Raw genomic sequence first — 21,607 nt, 5'->3', positions numbered from 1 at the left:
GGCACTCGAGACGCGAGTAGACGACCGTCCGTTTTCCGCGGTCCGTTCGAGCGGAGCCAACATGCCTTGGACAGGTGGCGTCGCTGTCTCTCGATTGTGACGGCCAACAGATGGAGGATGACACGGAATGGACCCGTAGAGGCGAGTTCAACCGTAGCGAGGAAGACCGTTCGGGCGGCTACCTAGATCTTGTTCGCGGGCGGGACGGTCCGGTCGTCCGGGCGCGTCGTCCCGGTCGCCCCGGACAGGACTCGGATCGTTGCACCGATACCGAGCGCACTGGCGAATCCGAGGAGGACGGCGGTGGCCGGAAACGACAGCCCAACAATCCCACTGAGGAGTGCCCCGACGAGCAGCCCGATCGCAAGTCGACTGTCACCGAGCCGTGTGGCGACGGTGCACCCGATCGCGACGAAGCCGATCGCCGTCGCAACCGGCAGGATGATCGCGCCGAATATCACCAGTGGAATTCCGAAGAATGTCCCGAGGCTCGTATCCACGATGAGATACCCCGTGCCCGTGAGTCCACTGCTGACGAGGAGACCCGGAATCCCAACGCAAAGCGAGATGATAGGACTCTGTCGCGATTTCGACACCGCCTGTGTGCCATAGTTTTGCGCTAAGCCGAGCACGATTATCATCACGAGTATTGTCGCAGCGAACTGGATTCCCACCCGAACGATCGGCTCGAGCGATCGATACAACTCGAGTTCCCCGCCGGACGGCGTTAGCATGGCGACCGAACCGATCCCCGTTGGACCAATGATATTATATAAGTCTACTGGCCACATGAACGTATGGTACAATATAACGCATAATAGAGTTTTCGGTTATTCGAAGCGTGAATAATACGTTATTGTGGTGAACTGTGATCGAACGAACGCGGCCACGCGGGATGGCTATACTTGCTGGCAGTGGTTCTGGGATGACGAGACAGCGAGGACGCTGCGAGACGAGCATACTGGCAGTTCGACGGGTTTAAGTTCAGGATGGCACTTGGTTCAAGGGAGACAGGCATCGCCTGTTTCACTGACCCGTAGGAGCAGTCCTGCGTACTACGGAGGTGAACGATGGCAGATTCGGATATTGAAACAGCAGTAGCGCGCGCACTCGAGGATTCGCCCGATCGGAACTTTACCGAAACGGTAGACCTCGCGATCAATCTGCGCGACTTAGACCTAAACGAACCGTCGAACCGCGTTGACGAGTCGATCGTCCTACCGGCCGGAACCGGCCAGGAAACTCGGATCGTCGTCATCGCCGAAGGAGAGACCGCAGTCCGCGCCGAAGAGGCGGCGGACGAGGTACTTTCGGTGGACGACGTGGCCGATCTGGACGACGACGAGGCCAAAGACATGGCCGACGAGACGGACTTCTTCATCGCCGAAGAAGCAATGATGCAAGACATCGCCCGGCACCTGGGTACCATTCTCGGTCCCCGAGGGAAGATGCCGGATCCGCTCTCGCCCGACGACGACGTCGTCGAAACCGTCAACCGGCTCAAAAACACCGTGCAGCTTCGCTCCGGCGACCGACGAACCTTCCACACGCTCGTCGGTGCCGAAGACATGGACGCCGAGGATATCGGCGACAACATCGACGTCATCCTGCGTCGCCTGCACGCTGACCTCGAGAAGGGGCCCCAGAACATCGATATCGTCTATGTGAAGACGACGATGGGCCCGTCCGTGGAGGTGGCCTAGAATGAGCGCACAGGCTGAACGCAAAACCGAGAACCTTCCCCAGTGGAAGAAAGAGGAAGTCGACGACCTCGCACAAATCATCGACGAGTACGAGAGCGTCGGCGTCGTCGGTATCGCCGGCATTCCCTCGAAGCAGCTCCAAGACATGCGCCGCGACCTGTACGGCACTGCCGTGTTGCGCGTCAGCCGCAACACCCTGCAGACGCGCGCGCTCGAGGACGCCGGACTCGGCGACCTCGTCGAGCACATCGGGGGACAGGTCGGGATCATCGCGACCGACGAGAACCCGTTCTCGCTGTACAAGGAACTCGAGGCGTCGAAGACGCCCGCACCGATCAACGAGGGCGAAATCGCCCCGAACGACATCGTGATCCCCGAAGGGGACACCGGTGTCGATCCGGGGCCGTTCGTCGGTGAACTTCAGGGTATCGGTGCGAACGCGCGCATCGAAGAAGGGTCGATCCAGGTCATGGAGGACTCGACGGTTCTCGAAGCCGGCGAGGAAGTCTCCGCCGACCTGTCGAACGTCCTCAACGAGCTCGGTATCGAGCCCAAGGAGGTCGGTCTCGACCTGCGCGCCGTCATCGCCGAGGGCGTGCTCTTCAACCCCGAGGACCTCGACATCGACATCGAGGCCTACCGGAGCGACGTGTCGACGGCCGCCGCCCGCGCACGGAACCTCTCGCTTAACGCGAGCTTCCCGACCGCGTCGACGGCCCCGACGCTCATCGCCAAGGCCACGGGCGAGGCCAAGAGCCTCGGCCTGCAGGCCGCCATCGAGGACGAAGACCTGATGCCCGACCTCGTCAGCAAGGCCGACGCACAGCTGCGTGCGCTCGCGGGCCAGATTGATGACGAGGAGGCGCTTCCTGACGAACTTCAGGACGTCGAGGCTCCCGCCGAACCGGCGGCAGCCGACGACGAAGACGAATCGGCAGACGACCAGACTGAAGACGAGGCTGAGACCGAAGAGACCGACGGCGACGATGACGACGAAGATGACGGCGACGGCGCGGCAGGTCTCGGCGAGATGTTCGGTTAATTAACGGAGGATCCAACAATGGAATACGTATACGCTGCACTCATCCTGAACGAATCGGGCGAAGAGATCAACGAAGACAACCTGACGAACGTGCTCGACGCTGCCGGCGTCGACGTCGAAGAGTCTCGCGTGAAGGCGCTCGTCGCCGCACTCGAGGACGTCGACATCGACGAGGCAGTTTCCGAGGCCGCTGCCGTCCCCGCTGGCGGGGCCGCCGCAGGCGGTGCCGCGGGTGGCGAGGCCGCTGCCGCCGACGAAGGCGGCGACGAGGAAGAAGCCGAGGAGACCAGCGACGTGCCGGACACGACGGACGAGGACGACGACGAGGACGACGAGGCCGACGGCGAGGGTCTCGGCGAACTCTTCGGATAGACTTCAGTTCCGTCGATCCGGTTTCGACGAGTTTTCAACCCCGATTTTTATCGACGCTCGACGGCGAGTGGCGATGCTGCCTGCGCGGGGAAGCAGCGATTCGCGACTCGAGTAGTACCTCGCTGAGCCGAGACCATATAAACGAGGACGCGGCCAGAGTCGGCGATGCCCGCTCCTGTCGAGATCGTCACCGAGCCGGCGCTGACACTCCAGTTGCTCGCATGGGTGGTCGCCGGCTCGCTACTGGGGTGTTGTAGCGGGCTCGTCCCCGGACTCCACGCTAACAACTTCGCGTTCCTGCTGGCCGGCGTCGTGCCGTCAGTCCCCGGGCCGCCGCTGTTCGTCGGCTGTGCGATGCTCGCGGCCGGCGTCGTCCACACCTTCTGTAACGCCGTCCCGGCGATGGCGCTCGGCGTTCCCGACGCCGAGATGGCCGTCACTGCACTGCCGGGCCATCGGATGGTCCTCGAGGGCCGGGGCTACGAGGCGATCCGACTTTCTGCGCTCGGCAGTATCCTTGCCGTGATCGTGGCGGTCCCGCTCGCCGTCCCCGTCACCTGGGCCGTGACGGCCGCCTATCCGACGATTCGGGACCATCTCTCGCTCGTCCTCGCGATGGTCGCGGTCGCGCTGATCGTGTCGGAACCGACGTGGCGCGGCCGGTTCGGTGGGCTGCTCTCGTTCGCGCTTGCGACCGGCCTCGGCACACTCACATTGGATCTCACTGCGGATGCCCCGCTCGAGGCGGGCGGCACGCTCGCGCCCCTCTTCGCTGGCCTCTTCGGCGCGCCGGTGTTGATCGACGCGATCCGGGGAAGCGGAATTCCGCGACAGGAGGGCGACGGCATACGGGCCTCGCGACCGTTCGTCGGCGTCACCGCCGTCGCCGGCGCGCTCGCGGGAGCTGTGGTCGGCTACCTGCCCGGTATCACGGCAGCGATCGCCGCGGTTGCGGTGCTGGCGCTCGTCCCGGGCGGAGCCAGCGACCGCGGCTACATCGTCGCGACCAGCGGCGTTGACACGTCGAACACGATCTTCGCGCTCTTCGCGCTGGTCGCCATCGGTCAGCCTCGAACCGGCGTGTTAGTCGCGTTCGAAGGCACTTCCGCGCCGCTCGAGTTGCCGATCCTTCTCGCGGGCGTCGTCCTTGCAGGGCTGCTCGGGTTCGCGTTCGTGATCGTCGCCGGCGACGCCTACCTTGAGCTGGTCGGCCGACTGACCTACTGGAAGATTTCGGTCGCCGTCCTCGCGGTGTTGCTCGCTCTCTCGTATCTGTTCACCGGTCCGATCGGCATCGTGATCTTCGCCGTCGCGACCGCTATCGGACTGGTTCCGATTCGGTTGCGGTGCCGACGGGTGCACCTGATGGGTGTTCTGATCGGACCGTTGATGTTGGGGCTCTGAACGACTTTCGCGTCCTCAGTCGCTCGAGCTCGCCGCTCGAGCCGCGGTCACAACTTCTTCGACCCGCGTTTCCGAGATGGGGTTCGTCGTTACGCCGTCCGTTTTGAGTGCCGTACCGACGATGACACCCGTTGCTCCCGCCTCAAGACAGTCGCCGACCGTCTCGCTCGTTACGCCGCTGCCGACGAACACCGGTGTCTCATCATGTCCCTGATCGGCGAGTGCGTCGGTGACGCACTCGACGTCCGCGAGCGACGTTTCGACGCCCGTCCCGTGTCCGGAAACGATGACGCCGTCGGCTTTTCCCCGCTTGACCGTCTCGAGGGCCGCACGCTCGATCTCCCGTTCGCCGATCGGCGTCGCGTGCTTGACGTGGACGTCCGCGAGAATCGCGACGTCAGCTCCGATCCGATCACGAAGCCGGAGCGTCTCGTGGGCCTGGCCCTCGATGAGTCCCTGATCGGTCGCCGCAGTGCCGACGTGGACGTTGACGCGGATGAACTCGGCGTCGGCGGCCGCGGCGATCGACATCGCGGCCTGGGCGTCGTTTCGGAGAGACGACAAACTAGTCCCATGCTGACCGGTCCGCGAGCGACCGATCATAAGGACTCTCCCTCTCGGACGGATGGTTTTATATAAACAAACACCCGACAGAAATTTAAGCGACAAGTGCGCACTCGTCGCTGAGCGATATGAGTGCGAAAGCCGACCGCGGGTGGCCCAACACCCGCGATCACCGCGATGAATTGGATGGTGACGACGAGGACTGCCCGATCAAAGGAAGTGGTCGTCGTGAGTAGTAAGGAGCGCTGTACTCTTGAATCTGCTGCTCACACATCGAATCGTCTCGGGTTGGTCGGTTGTCCGGAGTGCGAGGCCTACTGGATCGTCGAGATCGACACGAAACGAACGCGGTGCCGTCGCTGCGGGACGCAGTGGGCGGTCGACGGACTGCGGGACCACGGAACTGTTTCCGCCGACGACGACGACGGCGTGGATGCTCTCCGCGAGAAACGATCGCACTTGCTCGCCAAGCAGTGGGATGAACCCGACGCATTCGCCGACGTAGCTCACTACGCGACGCTCGACGACCGGCTGAGTGATTGGCCGCTGCTCTCGGATCTCTATGCTGCTCAGGTTTCCGACCGGCCGCTGCTCTCGGATCTCTATGCTGCTCAGGTTTCCGACCGGCCGCTGCTCGCTGATATGTGGGCCGAGCCGGTCGCCGATTGCCACGAGTTCTTTAAGGCAGCATATCAGCAGTCCGGACGGAGTCACGGTACCGGTAGTACTGGCACGCAACCGCGGACAGAGGGCGATGACACGGAGCGGCTCGAGGCGCTCCTGCGCGATCCGAAGTCGGGGGACGGAGCGCCGATCGGCTGGCTCGCTCGAACGCTATTCCGCTCCGCGGCGGGACACGGAGAGAAGAATTGGAAGTGGGTTCGACGGCAGTGTGACCGGTGGTCTTGGGTGGACGTGACCGAGATCCAAGATCAACAGCGCCAATCGGACCGAGACGGAAACCGCACGGCGGCGTCGGATTTGCTGTGGGCGTTTCTCGATCCGACCGTTCTTGATACCGTAAGTAGGCATAACCGTCCGCGGGCCGGTGCGGAGAGCGCGACGGACGCGAAAGAGAAGGCGGAAGCGACGATTTCACGGCGTGCAAAGCTCGAGACGGCCGAACAGTGGGGCGATCTGATCGGATCGTTCGGAGCAAAGAAGCGTGGCTACGAGGCACTTGGCGGAGGGGATCGGACGCGGTTCATCGACGGCGGCCGAGCACGGGGAGGACCGTCACGGATCGCGGACGCATTCAGCGGTGCGGCAGCGGCCGGGTACGATCGCGGAACGGTGCTGTCGGTAACGACGGACCCGGAGCGATTCGACAGCATAGCGGCGGCGGCGGACGGGCTGCTGGATGACGCGAAGAACCTGCGGAAGAAGCTCGGGCGGCACCTCGAGAGCGGAATGCCGGCGTCGGTAACCGCGCCGGAGCCGACGCGGAAGGGACTACCGCACGGACATATCGCGATCTTCGGCCACGAGCCGGCGGACTTGCCGTCGAAACACGAACTCTGCCGATATTGGTGGGAAACGCGAGAGCGGGGCCAGCAACTCGACCTCGCGCCGATCGCGCTGGATGACGCGGACGCGAGCGACGAGCCGCGCTGGTATTGGCGCGACGATGGGCCGGACGATGCGGGCTGTCCGCCATGTGCGTATCTGTCGGAGGGCGCGGAGTCGATCGTGGCGGCGGCGTGGACGGACGCGGACGACGTGAAAGCGATCGCGAATGCCTACCGTGCTCGCGGATCAGCACCGATCACGGACGGCGAGCCGACGGCGGCGGCGGTGGGGACGAGCGTGACGCCGAGCAAGATTCGCGAAGCCGCATGGTATTGGGCGACCGACATGAAGGCGGCGACGACCGGATCGCAGGAAATCCAGCCGTGACAACGCGCTCGAGGTGACACGCGACGGTTGGCAAGAAATTCCGTGATACAAACTCTTATACCAAGGGACTTATGTTCGAGCGGTTGCATATTCGGGTAAGACCCGCTGCGACTGATCTGCTCTCTACTATGTTGCCGACAAACGAACGCGAATCCGAACCCGAGGACGCGAAGGTTGTGCTGGTTCCCGAGTCGATCGAAGGTGAAGTTCGCAACTACGCGAGGACGTTGCAGCGCTGTCGTGACGCCAGGCCGACGACCGCGACCGACGAGAACGAGGACGGCGGCCGAGGTGGCTGCGGATGACGCGCTCAAGCACGGACTCGGAGGACGAGACGGGCATATCCAAGCATAGCGAGCCCGACTATAGCGATCTGGAGATTCCGGTCGCGGACCCGTCCTCGTTTAGTTGGCCGCAACGACGCGCCGACCTGCTCGACGAGATTTATGCACGGGGGCACCCGTCACTCATTAACCAGACGGAGATGGCCGAACGCTACGACGTAAACCAGTCGACTATTTCGCGGGATCTGGACGCGCTCGCCGATCATATCGACGAGACATTGGGCTCGCGTCGATCGCTTGCGTCGTCGGCTGTCTATCAGAAATCTATTACGGGGCTGCTCGAGCAAGAAGAATACCGCGACGCCGTCCGCGCTCTGGAATCGTGGAATGAATGGATCGACGAGCAGCAGGATCTCCGCGAACTCGAGCAACGCGTCGCCGACCTCGAGCGGACGGAGGGCCGTCAATGAGCCGTCGTCGCAAGCGCGACCTCCGCGAGCGAATCCGCGACCTCGAACGCCGTGGCACTGATGACGCGGTCCGGATCTATGTCCCGCTACTCGACGGCGACGCGGACAGCGAGCCGCCGGCGTGGTCGACAAGCGGAATCTGCGGCCTCGATCTGACGGTCACGGAGGACGATCAATGACGCGACGCCGCAAACGCGACCTCGCGGAGCGGATCGCCGATCTCGAGGGGGACGACAGCCCGAACTGGTCGGTGACGATCACGCACCATACCGCCGCGTCCTTTGGATCCGGCGACGAGTATGACCTCGAGACGGTCGACGACACGGAGTTCGTGACGATCCTGCGCGTCGTCGATGACGCGGACGGAGGCGACAATGCCGATGTGTAACGAGTGCGGCGCTCACGTCTCGGACCGCTTCGCTCGCGTCTTCGGTGACGACGAGGATCGCGTCGCGGGGTGTCTGTCGTGTCGGCGGGCGGCCGATCTCGCGGCCGGCGCTGGCGCGGACCGAACGCGCCGGGCCGACTATATCGGATCGGCACAGAGGCCACTGAGTGGCCGCTCGAGCGATCGGGGAGTGGTAGCCGATGACTAAACGGACTCTGGCCTCGGATCACGCTGGCGAGGCCGCTGGCGACGGCAGCGACGACGTGGCCCACCGACTCTGGCACGCCGATCCCGAGAACCGGGCGCTCCTGTGTCGCTCGTACCGACGGCACCACCTCGCCGACCGCCACGCCGATGACGGAGGTGAGTCCGATGGGTGACGAGGACCGCGACCGCGTCGCGCCGGATCGGCCGACGATCGACGGGCCGGCGATCGAGGACGCGCCTCTGGACACGACGCTCCAGCGAGCCCTGATCGAGACGATCAATCCGGACGGAATCGCGGCGTTCGACCGCGAAGACTGGATCCGATATGCGGCGGCGGTCGTCGAGTCGCTCGAGATCGACCGCGACGACGTGGTGATCGTCGCCGACGACGACGACGGCGTCGACCTCGTCGATCGGACCGAGTATCTGCGGCAGGTGGAAACGCTGGCCGGCGCGGCGGACCTCGCGGCGCGCTGGTTAAGACGACTCTCTCCGACTCACAGAACAGCAGTATCAGCTACTCATCGACGCGAAATCGCACGAGAATCCAGTTTCCGTCGACAAATCGACGCTCTCGGCGGTCCGCGACGTGCTCGAGCCCGCGGTCGCGGCGACCGGTGTCCCCGACCCGTCGTCGCTGTCGGTCGACCAACTCGCGATGCAACTCCAGCCGGAAGATGGCGAGCCCGACGCGCTCGTCCAGAACGTCGAGACGGGCGGCGTTCCGGCCGACGACGCTGACACCAACAGCGATCCCGACACCGACGACGTGACCGACGCGCTCGCGTCGCTCGAGCAAGCGGAGGCCCACGAGGTCCGGACGACGCTCGCCAAGGCCCAAACCCTCGAGAGCCGGCTACCGGACCACGCTGCCGCGCTCAAGCGACAGGCCGCCCGGACGCTCGGCTGCGAGGTCGCCGACCTCGAGCCAGTGCTCGACGAGACACCGAGCGATCCAAGACTCGTATAGCGCTCTCAGTCGCTCTCGTGCTCGCTCTTTCTTTCGTTTACAGTAGTTGGTAGTACGGTTTCTTTATTCAGAGTTAGGCGTGTAACTCGCGGTCAGTACAGGTGGTTTACCTCACAGCAGTAGCACTGCTGATGAGGGCCATCCATTACACAGTCTGACCGCCATCCACGACCATCGCATGGCCGAGGGTGAAGGAGGCAGCATCCGAGCACAGCCAGAGAACGGCGTTTGCGATCTCTTCGGGCTCGCCCATCCGTCCGATCGGCTCCGAATCGATCATTTGCTGGCGGCCTTCTTCGGTGTTGCCGGTGACGCGGTCCATCATCGCCGTGTCGATGACACCGGGACATACGGCATTAATACGAAGGTCTGTGTCGGCATATTCAAGCGCTGCCGACTTCGTCAAGCCGACGACGCCATGTTTCGCAGCGCAGTATGCGGCTCCAGGGAATCCCTTGACTCCAGCTCCTGAGGAAATGTTCACGATCGCACCGCCCTGCTCGAGGATCAGCGGGATCTCGTACTTCATGGACAGAAAGACACCACGCAGGTCGGTGTCGACAACGCGGTCCCATTCGGCCTCGGCCAGGTCCGCTACGTTCCCGCCCTGCTGTTCGACACCGGCGTTGTTGCAGGCGAAGTCAAGACATCCGAACTCCTCAATAGTCTCCTCAAGTGCCGCCTGCACATCTTCTGATTCCCGCACATCGCACGTGACGGCAAGCGCGTCACCACCGAGTTCCTCAATCTGTTCTGCCGTTTCCTGGTTTCCGTTCTCGTCAATATCAGCAACGACGACATTAGCACCTTCTCGTGCGAACGCTAGTGCTGTCGCACGGCCGATGCCGCTTGCCGCTCCGGTGACAAACGCGACCGTATTCTCAAAGTTCCAGTACTCGCTCTGTGGCTTCGGTAGATCCCTGTTACTCGACATTGGTTGCTCCAATCTGGTTTGCTAAGTGATTTGTTCGCTGCCGGCGCATCGGTGTGTCACGCATCGAGTTTCACCATGACCTTCACTGCCTCGCGTTCGTCCATCGCCTCGTATCCCTGGGGAACACCGTCGAGATCAACGGTTTTCGTGAAGATCGGCGACGGATCGAGGGTCCCTTGGAGAACGTCCTGCATAAGTTCCTCAGCGTACGCCCGAGTGGGTGCTGGACCGCCGGTGAACGAGGCGTTCTGGAAGAATAACTGCTCGACGAAGTCGGGACTCTCAACGTGTGGAACGCCGACATACCCGATATTGCCACCGGGCCGGACTACCTGCGTGGCCGTCTCCAGTGACGATTCCGCACCGACGCATTCGAGGACGTGGTTAGCGCCACCGTATGTGATCTCCTGAATCTCCTCAATTGCCTCTTCGCCGCGACTGGAGACAGTCTCTGTCGCGCCAAGCTCCTCGGCGAGTTCGAGACGATCTTCGTGGTGGCCGACCGCGATGATGCGCTCCGCTCCGAGGCGTTTCGAGGCGAGGACAGCACAGAGTCCGACTGCACCGTCACCGATGACGACGGCGGTATCACCGGCCTCGACGTCCGCGCAGACGGCGGCGTGATGGCCAGTTCCCATCACGTCCGTCAGTGGGAGGAGCGCTTCGAGCGCGTCTTCGTCGTCTGCGTACCGGTCTGGGACGCGAACGAGCGTGCCGTTGGCATGCGGAACACGAAGTTTCTCTGCCTGTGCGCCGCCGACACCTGGGCCGTCCCAGAACCCGCCGGTTTTGCATGCGGTGTGGAGTCCCTTGCGGCAGAACTCGCACTCGCCGCAGCTGATAGCGAACCCAGCGAACACACGGTCGCCCGGTTCGACGTGACTGACGTCGTCGCCGATTTCTTCGACGATGCCCATCGGTTCGTGGCCGACAGGCGAGCCTTCTTCGTAGTCTTCTTGCCCCCGGTAGAACCAGAGGTCCGACCCGCAGATCGCGGTGTGCGTAATGCGGATGACTGCGTCTGTCGGCTCCTCTACTTCGGGGGTGGGATGCTCTTCAATACGGACGTCACCTGGCCCTCGGTAGGTTGCTGCCTTCATAGTTTGATTCAGTTTCAACTCGGGGCCTGTATCTCATAGATTCAATGCTATACCGAAAGGGTGTTTAAGTACAGCCGGGGGCAGGGCCAAGGATTCCCGACGAAAGCGTTTGAGGAATCACCGCCTGTGTGGACCGCACGAGTGGCGGGTATCGTCAGAGCTGTTGATCGGTTGGCCGGATGAGCATCTCATTAACACTGACGTGCTGCGGCTGGGTTACGGCGTACGCAATCGCACGTGCGATGTCCTCGCTCTGGAGCGGTGTGATCGAATCGAGAAAGCCGTCTTCGATCTGTTCTCTGATTTCTTCGTCAGGGATGTGTTCTTGGAGTTCGGTTTCGACTGCACCGGGTTCGATGATCGTCGTTCGGATTCCCTCGGTGGTGACTTCCTGACGGAGGGATTCGGTGAAGGCGTTAACACCGAACTTCGTCGCGCTGTAGCCCGAGCTGTTCGCGTTCGCGTCCCGACCGGCCGTCGAAGAGACGTTGACGATGTGGCCAGCGCCCTGTTCCTGCATCACCGGGAGCACGGCGTGGGTGAGGTTCATTAACCCCAGTAGATTGACTTCGACCATCTGCCGGAAATTCTCACGGTTGGCCCGTTCGACGGGTTCGAGCAGCATCACACCAGCATTGTTCACGAGTACGTCGACCGAGCCGAATTCCGCCAGAGTCGCTTCGACGAGCGCGTCGATGCCGTCTTCATCCGTGATATCAGTCGGCACCGAGAGTGCATCTCCTCCTGCCGATTCGATTTGATCGGCGAGCGCTTCGAGTTCATTCTCGCGGCGGGCAGCGAGAACGACGCTCGCCCCCCGTGAGGCGAGGGCCTTGGATGTGGCCTCCCCAATCCCGGAGGATGCGCCAGTCACGATAGCCACCTGTCCATCAAGTTCAGAATCGGGATCTGCTGTCATCAATTGCTACGAAGCCCCCAGTGGCAATGAGATTGGTACTATCGTGAAAGGGTGTTTAAATACCCCACAAATCGAACGCGAGAGGAGATGCCAATCCCTTATCCCTCTATAACGAGTCTCTTTCGTCGCGGTGAACGCCAACTCCTCACTGCTACACTTGGATCACAGCAGCATTTAAATGCGCTTTCCAGATAGCATCGAATCCAAGTGGTATGAAGGCCAAATCGGGATGAGAATTACAGATGGAGATTACAAATGGCTGCTCGCAACCGTCAACTGAAGGGCCTGAAGAGTACTTCACCGGTGACGTTCGAATCGACCCCTTATTCGATCCGGAAGATGAGGCCCGCGCGACCGCGGCGAGCGTGACGTTCGAGCCCAGCGCGCGTACCGCGTGGCACACGCACCCGCTGGGACAGCGGCTCGTTATCACGAGCGGATGTGGGCTCGTCCAGCGCGAGGACGGCCCGATCAAGCAAGTCCGTGCAGGTGATGTCGTCTGGTTCCCGCCGGGAGAGAAGCACTGGCACGGCGCACGACCGGAGAAGGCCATGACGCACATCGCTATTCAGGAGCAACTGGACGGAGAAGCCGTCTCCTGGATGGAACACGTTACCGACGACGAGTACACGGATAGCGAGTAACCCCTATCGTCTGACCCCTCCTGTGAGTCGGCGCTAACGACGGAACTCATGAGGTGTTCAAGAAAGAATTCTGGCTCTTTATGATTTGTAAAGGGATCGTCCTCTGAACCGCTGGTGTTAGTAGCTCGCTACTGCGAAAGCATCTCCAGACGGGGAGAGGTTCCCAGTGTCGCGGTGACGAGTTGGCGCTCGGCGCGGCCAATGAGGTCCGATAACGAGGGTTGAGAAACACCCAACTCGTCTGCGAGCTCTTCCGCCGTCGTCTGGCGTGGCCGCTCGTAATAGCCCCGAGACAGCGCGAGTGACAGCGCCTCGTATTGCCGCTCCGTCAATCCGTACGGTGCCGATTCCTCAGATGGTGAGGAGTCGTGTGTAATCGAGACGATCTCGACTGAAATGCCATGTTCCTCACAGCTGGTCTGGAACGTATTGAACGCAGGATAGTCTTTGAAGACTTTCTGCTCGTACCAGCCCTGGGGTGTGATTTGTATCGCATCAACAAGCCCTGCATCGGGAGTGTCCTCGAACGCTTCTGCGACCGACTCTCTAAGTACGGCCTCCAATTTGAACACCTCCTTTCCCCTTGCACTTCCGAGTTCGGTCGCTTCGATAACTTCGTCAAGTTCTAAGAGGTCCTCTTCAGCGAGGGTTTCAGTAGAGTCGATCTCAACGACGAACAGTTGGAGGCCCTGTTCTAATCCGAGTACGTGTGGGCACTGTATTTCGTCAACCTGTTCCAATTCGGCGACGCTGACGAGCGGCAGCAAAGACGAACGAAGGTGAACCTCCGCAGTGATAGTCATTACCTAAGAAGTACGTCCCGGCCGCGTTTATTTGTTTGTCTTTCACGGGAGGGTTTTCATTCGTCAGTCACGCCCGCCACTACTCCGAGGAATAAGCATCTGTAGTTACCGAATCGCCCAATTCAGTTTCACCACGGCGCGGCGGGTGGATACTCGAGCAGGACCGTCCCGTCGGCGCGCGTGGTCCGTCGCTGTGGGTCGAGATGGGGCTCATCGTCGCGCAGGGCCGCCACGACCACGTCGGCGACGGCGTCCGCGGCCACCGGTCGACCGGCTTCGGGGCGGCGGCGACGGAGTGGGCGACGTTCTGCTCGCGGCGCTGCCGCGCTCGCTGGCGTGGCGACGACGTGGTCCTCGGCGCGACCGAGCAAGCGACGCTCGCACTGTTCCGTGACGGCGTTCGCTCGAGCGATCCGAGCGCGATCGCGTGGTCCTGTTCCTGACAGACAGGGCCGCGGCCTTCGAACCCCGTCCAGACATCCTTTGACTATCGAATAGCTATGGTTCCGGTGGTAAACGAGCGGTCATAAACCAGAAATCTGCGATCGCGTTGACAATCTGTCGTACTGGTCTGGATCATCGGGCTTTGGTATATAGGCGTTAGCGCTGAGATCGTAGGTCCGTTCAGCGACTTCCTCGGTGTCCTCTGCGACCAGTACGAGGACTGGTTGGCGGCGTAATTTCGGATCGCCCTTGAGCGTCCTCAGAAGCTCTATAGCGTCCTCCTCTGGGAGGTGGAGATCGAGCAGGATGAGATTCGGCGGTGGTGCGTCCGCGTGCTCACCGTGTCGGTGGATAAATTCGACTGCATCCTCCTTGTCTCCGACAACGTGGGTCGTGGCCTCTGGATACGTCTGCGCAAACGCCTCTGTAATCCGATTAGCGTCCTCTGGATCGGATTCTATCAGCAGAACATCGACTGATTCGTCTCGTTCCCTCATTCCCATTAACTGGAGTTATAAACACGACACGGATGAACGCGACGGCCACACATTTTGGGACTGCATCGTTACTCGGCTCACGAACAACGCTTCTATCACTCCAAATCGGGTTGGTGACGTATTAGTAGACTGGTCAGATACCCATAATATGGCTATCGCACTCCGGACACGGGATTCCGTTCTTCTTCTTTGCACTCCAACCGCCGATGCGGTAGCCAATGTATAGTCCGATGAGGGCGGTGAACGGGAACGCAGCCATTCCAAGGCCAGCCGTTGCGACACCAATCGAGAGACCAATAAAGAAGCCGATGAGACCGACTATCAGCGCGCCAGCTACGGCGTACTTTCGTCGGTTCGTCGGCGGTTCAACTTCGACAACACCACTGCACGAGCTGCACTTAACAGGAACATCGTATATTGATGCCATGTGAAATCATCCAATTCTTATCAGTCAGGTACTTTACTGTTTTGCTCTGGCGACAAATTCTTCTGGTGATGCATCGGTGAATTCACCCTCATACCTGCCGTGGCACGAATGGCATAGCGTGATTAGATTCGAAAGATCGTTATAGACTCGCCACTCGCTATCGTCGAACTGACTCCGTGGGGTGATGTGATGAACCGCCGGCTCACGGCCGATCTCATCTCGGGTCTTTCCACAGATCCGGCATTGGTGTGAATCGCGTTCTAAGCACTTGTTCTGCTGTTTCGTCCAGTTGGCTCCGTAGGATTTCTGAGAATAAGGTGAATCCAGTCCAGCGGACTTGTATACCCCTCTGACGAACGATTTCACGAGGATATTCAACATTGCTAACTACGTGATAGCCCAACGTAATATCACTTTCTACGAAACGATGCCTACCGATAAGTTGCCTCTTTGTTGTTACCTTTCGAATCTTCTCGGTCCTATCAGCGATCTCCTCACTCTTCTTCTCGAAATCTTTACTAGAACTGGACCGACGTACTGAGTTTCTCTCGGTCCTGAAATCCTGCTTTGCTGTGAAGTAAACTTACATTCTACACTCTGGTATGGGCTCACATGGCGGGGAATGAGCAATCCACAGCCAAGTCCTACCCGACGTCGGAGCAATACGATCGCTGGAAATCGCGAGCAGGTGAGCTAGATATGTCAATTTCTGAATTTATTCAGGCAATGGTCGAGGCCGGCATGAAGACCGAGCGCGGGTTCGAAATCGTAAACCAACAGGATGAGACAGTCGAAGAACTTCGCGAACAGCGTCGAGAATTGAAACGAGAGCGCGATGAGTGCCGGCAGCAACTCGAGAAGGCCCGCGAACGGTTAGCCGACCGCGAGCGCGAGACGGTGCACGAATTTGTGACCGCCAAGAGTCCGACAGGTGTTGAGTTCGAGTCGATTGTGAGTCACGTCCGAGAGACAGCCCCGGACCGTGTGACGACACACCTCGACGCGCTCGAGGGCGATCAAATCCAACGAAATCCAAACGATGGGACGTGGTTTGCGATCGAGGAGGGTATGGACTAATGGCCAAGCAGAAGCCAGTTGATCCGCGTAACCGGATTGGCGTCTACAAGCGGCTCGCCGATGTCCCAGATCGGTATCGACTCGAGAATCAAGCCGCCGAATACGAAGGCCGCGACGTATGGTCCGAGTTTATCGAGTATGAGCGTGAGACAGTCGGTTACGACTCGGACAGATATATTCAGAACAGCGAGCGCTGCGAGCGGTATTGGAAGGAACACATGGAGGACCGTGGCCGACATCACGCGCTTGCGACGCCGACTGATGTCGAGACATTCATCTCCGGGTTACTCGATCGAATGGAGTCGCGAACAGCGTACCAGCCATATTGGGTTCGTCTCGAATCGTTCTATGATCACCTTCAGTGGCGCGTTGATCATCCACACCGCTACCACCCGGTCGTGATGGCTGCGACCGTCCCTGAAAGCGCGGCCCGACGGGTATGGGAGGAGAAACTCGATCGTTACGGCTCACGTGAGATCAATGAGTGAACCTACTGACACAGAAGCCATCGATACGCTCCGGCAGGAGATCGCAGCGGCAACCGGCGGGAAAGCAGACAACGATCCACTCGTCGAGTACATACCGAAATTCGAGGATCTGGATGAATACAAGCCGTTTCAGGCATTCATCGCAGAGATTCTTGAGCCCGATGACCTTGCGCCAAGGACCCGCGGTTCGTACGAGCGTACTTTCCGTTACTGGATCGAATTCATGGAAGAAGAGGGTCGGCATCCAGCATTGCCGGGAGAAGGACATGCTCGACGATTCATCCGGGTACTTCGCGACGACTACGACCACCAGCCGAGTACGATCCGCAAACAGATCCAGCACCTCGATCGCGTTTGGGAGTATTGGCAACGAGAGTCGATGTTTCCACATTCAACGGATTTCAATCCGTTTGCGATCGCGCTCGAGAAGGAATCGCTCGGGAGCAGTTCGATCAAGAAGGAACTTCCCCGGATTGATGAATCCGAACTACGGGAGCAGCTACAGGATCTTCTCCATATTCGAGATCGGGCGATCGTCATTTCCCAGCTCAAGTTAGGGCTTCGGGCGGGCGAAATACAGAATATTCAACTGCAAGACATCGCACTGGAGCACGCTGATCTCAACGATCATTATCCCGACCTCGGGACCCACGACAAACTCCGCGATCGGGACAACGTGATCTATATTCCGTCTTGCCACGAGCGAAAGGGGAACAAGAGCAAACGGCCGCGGCTCTTGCCGCTCGATGACGAGATGCGGCAGGTACTGATTCGGTACCTGTTGATTCGGCCGGATACCGGATCCCCGTGGGTGTTCCTATCGAAAGCGGGCCACCGGCAGTTATCCGACGAGAAGCCAATCAACCGAGCATGGAGTGATGCGTTCCCGGAGGACGAGTATGGCGAGACTGACGAGTATCGCGCTGTCACGTCACATTTCGGACGGCACCGGTTCACGACCTATTGGATGATCGACCAAGAGCTGAGCCGCGAACTCGTCAAGTACATGCGAGGGGATAAGACCGGCAAGAACCGCGAGGCGATCGACGATTACGTTCATGCATATTACGAGGACATCGAGAATCGGTATCTCGAGTACATCTACAAGCTGCTGTGATCTCGACACAGCAAGTGCGTCTGCGTACTGACCACTGATGATTCTATCAGGCTATACGATATTCAGAACGTTGTATTGAAAGTGATGAGGTTATATTACTGATAGTATGCTGATTGACGCACTCGTCCGTTTATTTGGGCATAACCTCCCGGTTCTCGCATTACTGGTCGTTGGATTCGCCGTCGAGAAGCACTACGTAAGCCGAGTGACCGTGTTCACAAATACGATTGCACTCAACGTCCATTTCTTAAGTCTGGATGAAGCACCTCGGCTCCTCGTGTGGTATGGAGACCTTGGACTCTTACTCGGATTGTACGGTTTTACAGCGTACCTCCTCAGCGTGAAGACATCAATTCTGTATAACCTCCCGGCGTACACGCTCTATTCTTCGCTTCCAGTCGCGCTCGTTATCCTCACAGGTCCGAATGGATGGCTTGCTGCGTTGGTTCTTGCGTCACTGGTGAGTCTTGTGGCCGGACACATGTTAGAAGAGGAACTCGGGATGAATATTGCACACTGGGGTCCGCGTCCCGGGCAGGTTACTCGGTTCGTTGAGACAGCACGGATGAGGTATCTCGATGGCGCTGTGACTCGAACGGTTGATTTGTCGCTGGGGAAGTTCGATCGGTAAATCTGAGTAAGAAGCCTACTCCGATCGCGGATGCAGTCTATGGTCCCAGTTTTGGGGTTTAGTTTCGGAGCACATTGATCCCGACCGGCACGTCGACGGCGTCGGTCAGGGCCGTCGCGACGGCAGTCATCTCCGCGACAACGTGTTTCGGCACGTCCTCGGGATGAAACGGCGCGTTGCCGAAGTTCTCGAGAATGATCCCATCGACACCGCCCGCCTTAAGGCGGGTGGCATCCTCGAGCGCGCGGGTTCGGACGGCGTCGCGATCGCCGTCGAAATCCGGTACACCGGGGAGCGGTGGAAGGTGTACCACGCCGACGACGGGGCGGTCGGCGTCGAATCGCTTCCGGAGGGGTGTGCCCGATACCATATCGGTGGTGGGGCAGCGATCGGGATAAGTGGGTGTGGAGGCGCTCACCGGCGGACAGCGTTCGTGTCGTTCGAACGCGATCCGGCAAACCCCTCTCCCTCCACGGCTGTTTTCTCTCCGACGTGGCTATACCCGGCGATGGCTGATCTACTCTCTCCGTTATCGTTGCGTGACCGCGAGACGAAGAACCGAATCGCTGTCTCGCCGATGTGTCAGTACTCCTGTGATCCGGACGGGCTCGCAACCGAGTGGCACCGCGTCCACCTCGGGAGTCGAGCCGTCGGCGGTGCCGGGATCGTCATGACCGAAGCGACCGCCGTCTCACCGGCGGGTCGGATCACACCCCACGATCTGGGAATCTGGAGCGACGAGCACGCGACCGCGCTCGAGCCGATCACCGAGTTCGTCCGCGACCAGGGCGGGGTGCCAGCAATTCAGCTCGCCCACGCGGGCCACAAGGCCAGCAAGGAACGGCCCTGGGAGGGTCATGTCCCGATCCAGTCCGACGAGACCGGACCCAGCGGTGCGTCTGGCTGGGAGGTGCTCTCTCCGTCGCCCGACGCCTACCCGCCGTTCGACGGCGACCGCCCGGCGATACGGAAGGCCGACCAGGACGATATCGAGGGCGTCATCGATGCCTATCGTGCGGCGGCCGAACGCTCGCTCGATGCCGGGTTCGAAATCGCAGAGGTCCACGCGGCCCACGGCTACCTGCTCCACGAGTTCCTCTCCCCGGTCACGAACACCCGCGAAGACGACTACGGCGGCAGCTTTGAGAATCGAACGCGGTTGGTCCGCGAGGTCGTCGCGGCCGTCCGCGAGGTCTGGCCGGACGACAAGCCGGTCTTCGTCCGCATCTCCGGGACGGACTGGCTCGACGACCGCGAGTCGTGGGACATCGAGCAGTCGGTGCGACTGGCGGACGATCTCGCCGATCTCGGCGTCGATCTGGTCGACGTGAGTTCGGGCGGGCTCCACCCCGAACAGGCGGTCCCAGGGGGACCGAACTTTCAGGTGCCGCTAGCAGAACAAGTCCGTGAGGGTGCCGACGTCGCCGTCGGCGCGGTCGGCGGCGTCACCGAACCCGAGCAGGCCGACGCGCTGGTCCGCAACGGCCGCGCCGACCTCGTGCTCGTGGGCCGGGAGTTCCTGCGCGATCCGTACTTCGGACTCCGCGCGTCCGGCGATCTCGAGCGCGATCCGGACGAGGTCGCGAATTCGTGGCCGGTCCAGTACCGGCGCGCCGTTCAGCGGTAACGCGGTCGGCTCGACCGAAGTTTCGAATCGGTTTGGTACAGGCCAGGGGATCGAGTTACTCGCCGTCGTAGTCGTCCAGCCACCCGGTGACGGACGACTGCAACGCACCGGTCGTCGTGCCGATATTCAGCAGCTGGTAGCCGTTCTCCGCTTTCTCGTTGACGTCGTCCATGCCGAAGCCGAGCCCACCCACTGGAACGTCGGCCTCGACGGCGGCCGATCGGATCGTCTCGACGGCCTCCTCGACTTCTGGATGGTCGAATTCGCCCGGATGACCTAGCGAGACCGAGAGATCGAGTGGGCCGATGAAGACGAAGCCGAGTTCTGGCACCGCGAGGATGTCGTCGAGGTCGTCGAGGGCCGACTGGGTTTCGACCGTAACGCCGATGACGGCCGACTCGTCCTCGCTGGTCACGTACTCGTCGGTCAGCCCCCAGCGACTGGCACGCGGGTTCGCCATGCCGCGCCGGCCGGGCTCGCCGTCGTACTCGAACCGCCCCGCTCGCACCGCCGCCTCGAGTTCCTCGCTACTGCCCACCCGCGGGAGGAAGACGTTCCGGACGCCGGCATCGAGGACCTTCCGGACCAGCGATGGATCGGTGTCGGGAACGCGGACCAGTAGCTCCGTGTCGGTGCCGTCAGCCGCCCGGAGCAGTTCCTCCAGTTTGCCGGCGTCCCGCGGACTCGGCCCGCCGTGCTCGAGGTCGATCCAGACGAAATCGACGCCCAGCGCCGCGTAGAGTTCGACGACCGTCGGGCTGTAGGTATTCTCGAGGACGCCGAGTGCGACCTCGCCGGCCGCGAGCGTCTCGCGGAGCGCATTGCCGCGCGGTTCCTGACTCATACGCTGCCCACACCGGCCCGCGACTAAAGTCTGGGGCCGAACGATGCGCTGTCTCTGAAGCGAATCCGTCGAAAACAGCGGTTCGAGGGGCGTCTTACTCGTCGTTCCACTTGATGGAACAGCCGCGAGACGGCTGCCACTCGAGGTCGACCGCTTCGTCGGCCAAGACGGCGTCGATGGCCTCGCGGATCTGATAGCGGCTCGGTTCGTCGTCGGGATTGGGCGCGTCGTCAAGCCGGCCGTGATACGCCAGCCTAAACTTGCCGTCTTCGCGCGCGAACAGGAACGGATCCGGCGTACAGACCGCGCCGTAGGATCGGGCGACCGCCTGACTCTCGTCTCGGAGGTACGCATCGTAGTCGATCCGCCCGTCCGTGACGAACTCTTGCATCCGCTCGAAGGAGTCGTCGGGGTACTCCTCGGCATCGTTCGAATTGATTCCGACGACCGAGACGTCAACGTACTCATCGGCCAACTCGTTCAGCAGGTCGAACTTCGCTTGCGCGTACGGACAGTGGTTGCACGTGAACACGACCAGCAGCGCCTCGTCATCGGTGAACGACTCGAGCGAGTACGTCTCCCTGTCGACGCCCTCAAGTTCGAACTCGGGGGCAGTATCGCCGGCCTCGAGTTCGGATTCGGATTCTTTGAGAACCATATCCAGCGCTTTGGCCCGTTCGTCCTTAATCGTCACGTTCACAGCGGTCGGCTCGCTCGGGGCGGCAACGCGGGGACGACCGTGACGACTTACATAT

General features: G+C 61.1%; 29 protein-coding genes and 2 pseudogenes. 20 read left to right on the top strand and 11 right to left on the bottom strand.

Annotation, left to right across the window (positions count from 1 at the left end):
* Positions 1 to 182: 182 nt before the first annotated feature.
* On the bottom strand, positions 183 to 734 hold the full coding sequence (locus K6I40_RS11520) for a hypothetical protein (RefSeq protein ID WP_222919131.1): 552 nt from the start codon (positions 732 to 734) through the stop codon (positions 183 to 185).
* Between the two features lie 336 nt (positions 735 to 1,070).
* On the opposite strand from K6I40_RS11520, the gene K6I40_RS11515 reads away from it, so the two are divergent.
* From K6I40_RS11515 to K6I40_RS11500, 4 genes are all read left to right on the top strand, one after another.
* Positions 1,071 to 1,703, top strand: a complete 633-nt coding sequence (locus tag K6I40_RS11515; protein ID WP_222919130.1) for a 50S ribosomal protein L1 — start codon at positions 1,071 to 1,073, stop codon at positions 1,701 to 1,703.
* A 1-nt stretch (position 1,704) separates the two neighbouring features.
* Complete coding sequence (locus K6I40_RS11510) at positions 1,705 to 2,745, top strand: 50S ribosomal protein L10 (protein WP_222919129.1); 1,041 nt, start codon at positions 1,705 to 1,707, stop codon at positions 2,743 to 2,745.
* Positions 2,746 to 2,763: 18 nt separating this feature from the next.
* A complete protein-coding gene (rpl12p, locus tag K6I40_RS11505) occupies positions 2,764 to 3,117 on the top strand; it encodes a 50S ribosomal protein P1 (protein WP_222919128.1) in 354 nt (117 codons plus the stop codon).
* A 165-nt stretch (positions 3,118 to 3,282) separates the two neighbouring features.
* Positions 3,283 to 4,521, top strand: a complete 1,239-nt coding sequence (locus K6I40_RS11500; protein WP_222919127.1) for a tripartite tricarboxylate transporter permease — start codon at positions 3,283 to 3,285, stop codon at positions 4,519 to 4,521.
* Positions 4,522 to 4,536: 15 nt separating this feature from the next.
* Here K6I40_RS11500 and K6I40_RS11495 read toward each other — a convergent pair.
* A pseudogene (locus K6I40_RS11495) lies at positions 4,537 to 5,085 on the bottom strand (BtpA/SgcQ family protein); the annotation flags it as partial.
* A 288-nt stretch (positions 5,086 to 5,373) separates the two neighbouring features.
* On the opposite strand from K6I40_RS11495, the gene K6I40_RS11490 reads away from it, so the two are divergent.
* The 9 genes from K6I40_RS11490 to K6I40_RS11450 all read left to right on the top strand — a co-directional run bounded on the left by K6I40_RS11490 (position 5,374) and on the right by K6I40_RS11450 (position 9,300).
* Positions 5,374 to 6,981 (top strand): DUF5817 domain-containing protein, encoded by a 1,608-nt coding sequence (locus tag K6I40_RS11490; RefSeq protein WP_222919125.1) that lies wholly within the window; start codon positions 5,374 to 5,376, stop codon positions 6,979 to 6,981.
* Positions 6,982 to 7,109: 128 nt separating this feature from the next.
* Positions 7,110 to 7,286: a hypothetical protein gene (locus K6I40_RS11485; RefSeq protein ID WP_222919124.1), complete on the top strand. Its 177-nt coding sequence runs from the start codon at positions 7,110 to 7,112 to the stop codon at positions 7,284 to 7,286.
* Positions 7,283 to 7,735, top strand: a complete 453-nt coding sequence (locus tag K6I40_RS11480; RefSeq protein ID WP_222919123.1) for a hypothetical protein — start codon at positions 7,283 to 7,285, stop codon at positions 7,733 to 7,735. Before K6I40_RS11485 ends, K6I40_RS11480 begins: the two co-directional genes overlap by 4 nt.
* Positions 7,732 to 7,914 carry a hypothetical protein gene (locus tag K6I40_RS11475; protein ID WP_222919122.1) on the top strand — a complete coding sequence of 61 codons (183 nt, stop codon included), beginning with the start codon at positions 7,732 to 7,734 and terminating at the stop codon, positions 7,912 to 7,914. The genes K6I40_RS11480 and K6I40_RS11475 overlap by 4 nt, the downstream gene beginning before the upstream one ends.
* Positions 7,911 to 8,123 carry a hypothetical protein gene (locus K6I40_RS11470; protein ID WP_222919121.1) on the top strand — a complete coding sequence of 71 codons (213 nt, stop codon included), beginning with the start codon at positions 7,911 to 7,913 and terminating at the stop codon, positions 8,121 to 8,123. The genes K6I40_RS11475 and K6I40_RS11470 overlap by 4 nt, the downstream gene beginning before the upstream one ends.
* Positions 8,110 to 8,331 carry a hypothetical protein gene (locus tag K6I40_RS11465; protein WP_222920490.1) on the top strand — a complete coding sequence of 74 codons (222 nt, stop codon included), beginning with the start codon at positions 8,110 to 8,112 and terminating at the stop codon, positions 8,329 to 8,331. The genes K6I40_RS11470 and K6I40_RS11465 overlap by 14 nt, the downstream gene beginning before the upstream one ends.
* The gene (locus K6I40_RS11460) at positions 8,324 to 8,503 is read left to right on the top strand and encodes a hypothetical protein (RefSeq protein WP_222919120.1); all 180 of its coding nucleotides are present in this window, start codon (positions 8,324 to 8,326) and stop codon (positions 8,501 to 8,503) included. The genes K6I40_RS11465 and K6I40_RS11460 overlap by 8 nt, the downstream gene beginning before the upstream one ends.
* Positions 8,496 to 9,071, top strand: coding sequence for a hypothetical protein (locus K6I40_RS11455; RefSeq protein ID WP_222919119.1), 576 nt, complete (start codon positions 8,496 to 8,498; stop codon positions 9,069 to 9,071). Before K6I40_RS11460 ends, K6I40_RS11455 begins: the two co-directional genes overlap by 8 nt.
* Complete coding sequence (locus K6I40_RS11450; protein ID WP_222919118.1) at positions 8,989 to 9,300, top strand: hypothetical protein; 312 nt, start codon at positions 8,989 to 8,991, stop codon at positions 9,298 to 9,300. The genes K6I40_RS11455 and K6I40_RS11450 overlap by 83 nt, the downstream gene beginning before the upstream one ends.
* Before the next feature lie 145 nt (positions 9,301 to 9,445).
* On the opposite strand, the gene K6I40_RS11445 is transcribed toward K6I40_RS11450, so the two are convergent.
* From K6I40_RS11445 to K6I40_RS11435, 3 genes are all read right to left on the bottom strand, one after another.
* Positions 9,446 to 10,234 carry a glucose 1-dehydrogenase gene (locus K6I40_RS11445; protein ID WP_222919117.1) on the bottom strand — a complete coding sequence of 263 codons (789 nt, stop codon included), beginning with the start codon at positions 10,232 to 10,234 and terminating at the stop codon, positions 9,446 to 9,448.
* A gap of 56 nt (positions 10,235 to 10,290) precedes the next feature.
* Positions 10,291 to 11,334 (bottom strand): zinc-dependent alcohol dehydrogenase family protein, encoded by a 1,044-nt coding sequence (locus K6I40_RS11440; protein WP_222919116.1) that lies wholly within the window; start codon positions 11,332 to 11,334, stop codon positions 10,291 to 10,293.
* A 154-nt stretch (positions 11,335 to 11,488) separates the two neighbouring features.
* Positions 11,489 to 12,253: an SDR family NAD(P)-dependent oxidoreductase gene (locus K6I40_RS11435; protein WP_222919115.1), complete on the bottom strand. Its 765-nt coding sequence runs from the start codon at positions 12,251 to 12,253 to the stop codon at positions 11,489 to 11,491.
* Positions 12,254 to 12,495: 242 nt separating this feature from the next.
* On the opposite strand from K6I40_RS11435, the gene K6I40_RS11430 reads away from it, so the two are divergent.
* Positions 12,496 to 12,897 (top strand): cupin domain-containing protein, encoded by a 402-nt coding sequence (locus tag K6I40_RS11430; protein ID WP_222919114.1) that lies wholly within the window; start codon positions 12,496 to 12,498, stop codon positions 12,895 to 12,897.
* A 128-nt stretch (positions 12,898 to 13,025) separates the two neighbouring features.
* Here the strand turns inward: K6I40_RS11430 and K6I40_RS11425 are convergent, their stop codons facing one another.
* Positions 13,026 to 13,637 carry a helix-turn-helix domain-containing protein gene (locus K6I40_RS11425; protein ID WP_255681984.1) on the bottom strand — a complete coding sequence of 204 codons (612 nt, stop codon included), beginning with the start codon at positions 13,635 to 13,637 and terminating at the stop codon, positions 13,026 to 13,028.
* A 266-nt stretch (positions 13,638 to 13,903) separates the two neighbouring features.
* Between K6I40_RS11425 and K6I40_RS11420 the strand changes: the two genes are divergently transcribed.
* Positions 13,904 to 14,143 (top strand): hypothetical protein, encoded by a 240-nt coding sequence (locus tag K6I40_RS11420; RefSeq protein ID WP_222919112.1) that lies wholly within the window; start codon positions 13,904 to 13,906, stop codon positions 14,141 to 14,143.
* Between the two features lie 81 nt (positions 14,144 to 14,224).
* Here K6I40_RS11420 and K6I40_RS11415 read toward each other — a convergent pair whose 3' ends face one another.
* Complete coding sequence (locus K6I40_RS11415) at positions 14,225 to 14,647, bottom strand: response regulator (RefSeq protein ID WP_222919111.1); 423 nt, start codon at positions 14,645 to 14,647, stop codon at positions 14,225 to 14,227.
* A gap of 127 nt (positions 14,648 to 14,774) precedes the next feature.
* Positions 14,775 to 15,068: a hypothetical protein gene (locus K6I40_RS11410; protein WP_222919110.1), complete on the bottom strand. Its 294-nt coding sequence runs from the start codon at positions 15,066 to 15,068 to the stop codon at positions 14,775 to 14,777.
* Positions 15,069 to 15,767: 699 nt separating this feature from the next.
* Between K6I40_RS11410 and K6I40_RS11400 the strand changes: the two genes are divergently transcribed.
* The 4 genes from K6I40_RS11400 to K6I40_RS11385 all read left to right on the top strand — a co-directional run bounded on the left by K6I40_RS11400 (position 15,768) and on the right by K6I40_RS11385 (position 18,381).
* Positions 15,768 to 16,145: a hypothetical protein gene (locus K6I40_RS11400; RefSeq protein ID WP_222919108.1), complete on the top strand. Its 378-nt coding sequence runs from the start codon at positions 15,768 to 15,770 to the stop codon at positions 16,143 to 16,145.
* Positions 16,145 to 16,633 carry a hypothetical protein gene (locus K6I40_RS11395; protein WP_222919107.1) on the top strand — a complete coding sequence of 163 codons (489 nt, stop codon included), beginning with the start codon at positions 16,145 to 16,147 and terminating at the stop codon, positions 16,631 to 16,633. Before K6I40_RS11400 ends, K6I40_RS11395 begins: the two co-directional genes overlap by 1 nt.
* Positions 16,626 to 17,750, top strand: a complete 1,125-nt coding sequence (locus K6I40_RS11390) for a tyrosine-type recombinase/integrase (RefSeq protein ID WP_222919106.1) — start codon at positions 16,626 to 16,628, stop codon at positions 17,748 to 17,750. Before K6I40_RS11395 ends, K6I40_RS11390 begins: the two co-directional genes overlap by 8 nt.
* 106 nt (positions 17,751 to 17,856) lie before the next feature.
* A complete protein-coding gene (locus tag K6I40_RS11385; RefSeq protein WP_222919105.1) occupies positions 17,857 to 18,381 on the top strand; it encodes a hypothetical protein in 525 nt (174 codons plus the stop codon).
* 61 nt (positions 18,382 to 18,442) lie between these two features.
* On the opposite strand, the pseudogene K6I40_RS11380 reads toward K6I40_RS11385, so the two are convergent.
* A pseudogene (locus K6I40_RS11380) lies at positions 18,443 to 18,751 on the bottom strand (BtpA/SgcQ family protein); the annotation flags it as partial.
* A gap of 138 nt (positions 18,752 to 18,889) precedes the next feature.
* Between K6I40_RS11380 and K6I40_RS11375 the strand changes: the two are divergent.
* Positions 18,890 to 20,008, top strand: coding sequence for an NADH:flavin oxidoreductase/NADH oxidase (locus K6I40_RS11375; protein ID WP_222919104.1), 1,119 nt, complete (start codon positions 18,890 to 18,892; stop codon positions 20,006 to 20,008).
* Positions 20,009 to 20,063: 55 nt separating this feature from the next.
* Here the strand turns inward: K6I40_RS11375 and K6I40_RS11370 are convergent, their stop codons facing one another.
* Complete coding sequence (locus K6I40_RS11370) at positions 20,064 to 20,852, bottom strand: aldolase/citrate lyase family protein (protein WP_222919103.1); 789 nt, start codon at positions 20,850 to 20,852, stop codon at positions 20,064 to 20,066.
* 94 nt (positions 20,853 to 20,946) lie between these two features.
* Entirely contained in the window at positions 20,947 to 21,510 is a 564-nt protein-coding gene (locus K6I40_RS11365; protein WP_222919102.1) for a thioredoxin family protein, read from the bottom strand.
* Between the last annotated feature and the right edge of the window lie 97 nt (positions 21,511 to 21,607).

Origin of the sequence: Natrinema sp. SYSU A 869 (assembly GCF_019879105.1) — an archaeon.
Taxonomy (GTDB): domain Archaea; phylum Halobacteriota; class Halobacteria; order Halobacteriales; family Natrialbaceae; genus Natrinema.
Note: the sequence above shows the minus strand (reverse complement) of the source record. Positions and strands in the feature narration are given on the sequence as shown.

Coding starts and splice junctions, on each gene's coding strand:
- K6I40_RS11520 (WP_222919131.1), bottom strand. CDS start 734: ATGCTAACGCCGTCCGGCGGGGAACTCGAGTTGTATCGATCGCTCGAG.
- K6I40_RS11515 (WP_222919130.1), top strand. CDS start 1,071: ATGGCAGATTCGGATATTGAAACAGCAGTAGCGCGCGCACTCGAGGAT.
- K6I40_RS11510 (WP_222919129.1), top strand. CDS start 1,705: ATGAGCGCACAGGCTGAACGCAAAACCGAGAACCTTCCCCAGTGGAAG.
- rpl12p (WP_222919128.1), top strand. CDS start 2,764: ATGGAATACGTATACGCTGCACTCATCCTGAACGAATCGGGCGAAGAG.
- K6I40_RS11500 (WP_222919127.1), top strand. CDS start 3,283: ATGCCCGCTCCTGTCGAGATCGTCACCGAGCCGGCGCTGACACTCCAG.
- K6I40_RS11485 (WP_222919124.1), top strand. CDS start 7,110: ATGTTGCCGACAAACGAACGCGAATCCGAACCCGAGGACGCGAAGGTT.
- K6I40_RS11480 (WP_222919123.1), top strand. CDS start 7,283: ATGACGCGCTCAAGCACGGACTCGGAGGACGAGACGGGCATATCCAAG.
- K6I40_RS11475 (WP_222919122.1), top strand. CDS start 7,732: ATGAGCCGTCGTCGCAAGCGCGACCTCCGCGAGCGAATCCGCGACCTC.
- K6I40_RS11470 (WP_222919121.1), top strand. CDS start 7,911: ATGACGCGACGCCGCAAACGCGACCTCGCGGAGCGGATCGCCGATCTC.
- K6I40_RS11465 (WP_222920490.1), top strand. CDS start 8,110: ATGCCGATGTGTAACGAGTGCGGCGCTCACGTCTCGGACCGCTTCGCT.
- K6I40_RS11460 (WP_222919120.1), top strand. CDS start 8,324: ATGACTAAACGGACTCTGGCCTCGGATCACGCTGGCGAGGCCGCTGGC.
- K6I40_RS11455 (WP_222919119.1), top strand. CDS start 8,496: ATGGGTGACGAGGACCGCGACCGCGTCGCGCCGGATCGGCCGACGATC.
- K6I40_RS11450 (WP_222919118.1), top strand. CDS start 8,989: ATGCAACTCCAGCCGGAAGATGGCGAGCCCGACGCGCTCGTCCAGAAC.
- K6I40_RS11445 (WP_222919117.1), bottom strand. CDS start 10,234: ATGTCGAGTAACAGGGATCTACCGAAGCCACAGAGCGAGTACTGGAAC.
- K6I40_RS11440 (WP_222919116.1), bottom strand. CDS start 11,334: ATGAAGGCAGCAACCTACCGAGGGCCAGGTGACGTCCGTATTGAAGAG.
- K6I40_RS11435 (WP_222919115.1), bottom strand. CDS start 12,253: ATGACAGCAGATCCCGATTCTGAACTTGATGGACAGGTGGCTATCGTG.
- K6I40_RS11430 (WP_222919114.1), top strand. CDS start 12,496: ATGGAGATTACAAATGGCTGCTCGCAACCGTCAACTGAAGGGCCTGAA.
- K6I40_RS11420 (WP_222919112.1), top strand. CDS start 13,904: ATGGGGCTCATCGTCGCGCAGGGCCGCCACGACCACGTCGGCGACGGC.
- K6I40_RS11415 (WP_222919111.1), bottom strand. CDS start 14,647: ATGGGAATGAGGGAACGAGACGAATCAGTCGATGTTCTGCTGATAGAA.
- K6I40_RS11410 (WP_222919110.1), bottom strand. CDS start 15,068: ATGGCATCAATATACGATGTTCCTGTTAAGTGCAGCTCGTGCAGTGGT.
- K6I40_RS11400 (WP_222919108.1), top strand. CDS start 15,768: ATGTCAATTTCTGAATTTATTCAGGCAATGGTCGAGGCCGGCATGAAG.
- K6I40_RS11395 (WP_222919107.1), top strand. CDS start 16,145: ATGGCCAAGCAGAAGCCAGTTGATCCGCGTAACCGGATTGGCGTCTAC.
- K6I40_RS11390 (WP_222919106.1), top strand. CDS start 16,626: ATGAGTGAACCTACTGACACAGAAGCCATCGATACGCTCCGGCAGGAG.
- K6I40_RS11385 (WP_222919105.1), top strand. CDS start 17,857: ATGCTGATTGACGCACTCGTCCGTTTATTTGGGCATAACCTCCCGGTT.
- K6I40_RS11375 (WP_222919104.1), top strand. CDS start 18,890: ATGGCTGATCTACTCTCTCCGTTATCGTTGCGTGACCGCGAGACGAAG.
- K6I40_RS11370 (WP_222919103.1), bottom strand. CDS start 20,852: ATGAGTCAGGAACCGCGCGGCAATGCGCTCCGCGAGACGCTCGCGGCC.
- K6I40_RS11365 (WP_222919102.1), bottom strand. CDS start 21,510: ATGGTTCTCAAAGAATCCGAATCCGAACTCGAGGCCGGCGATACTGCC.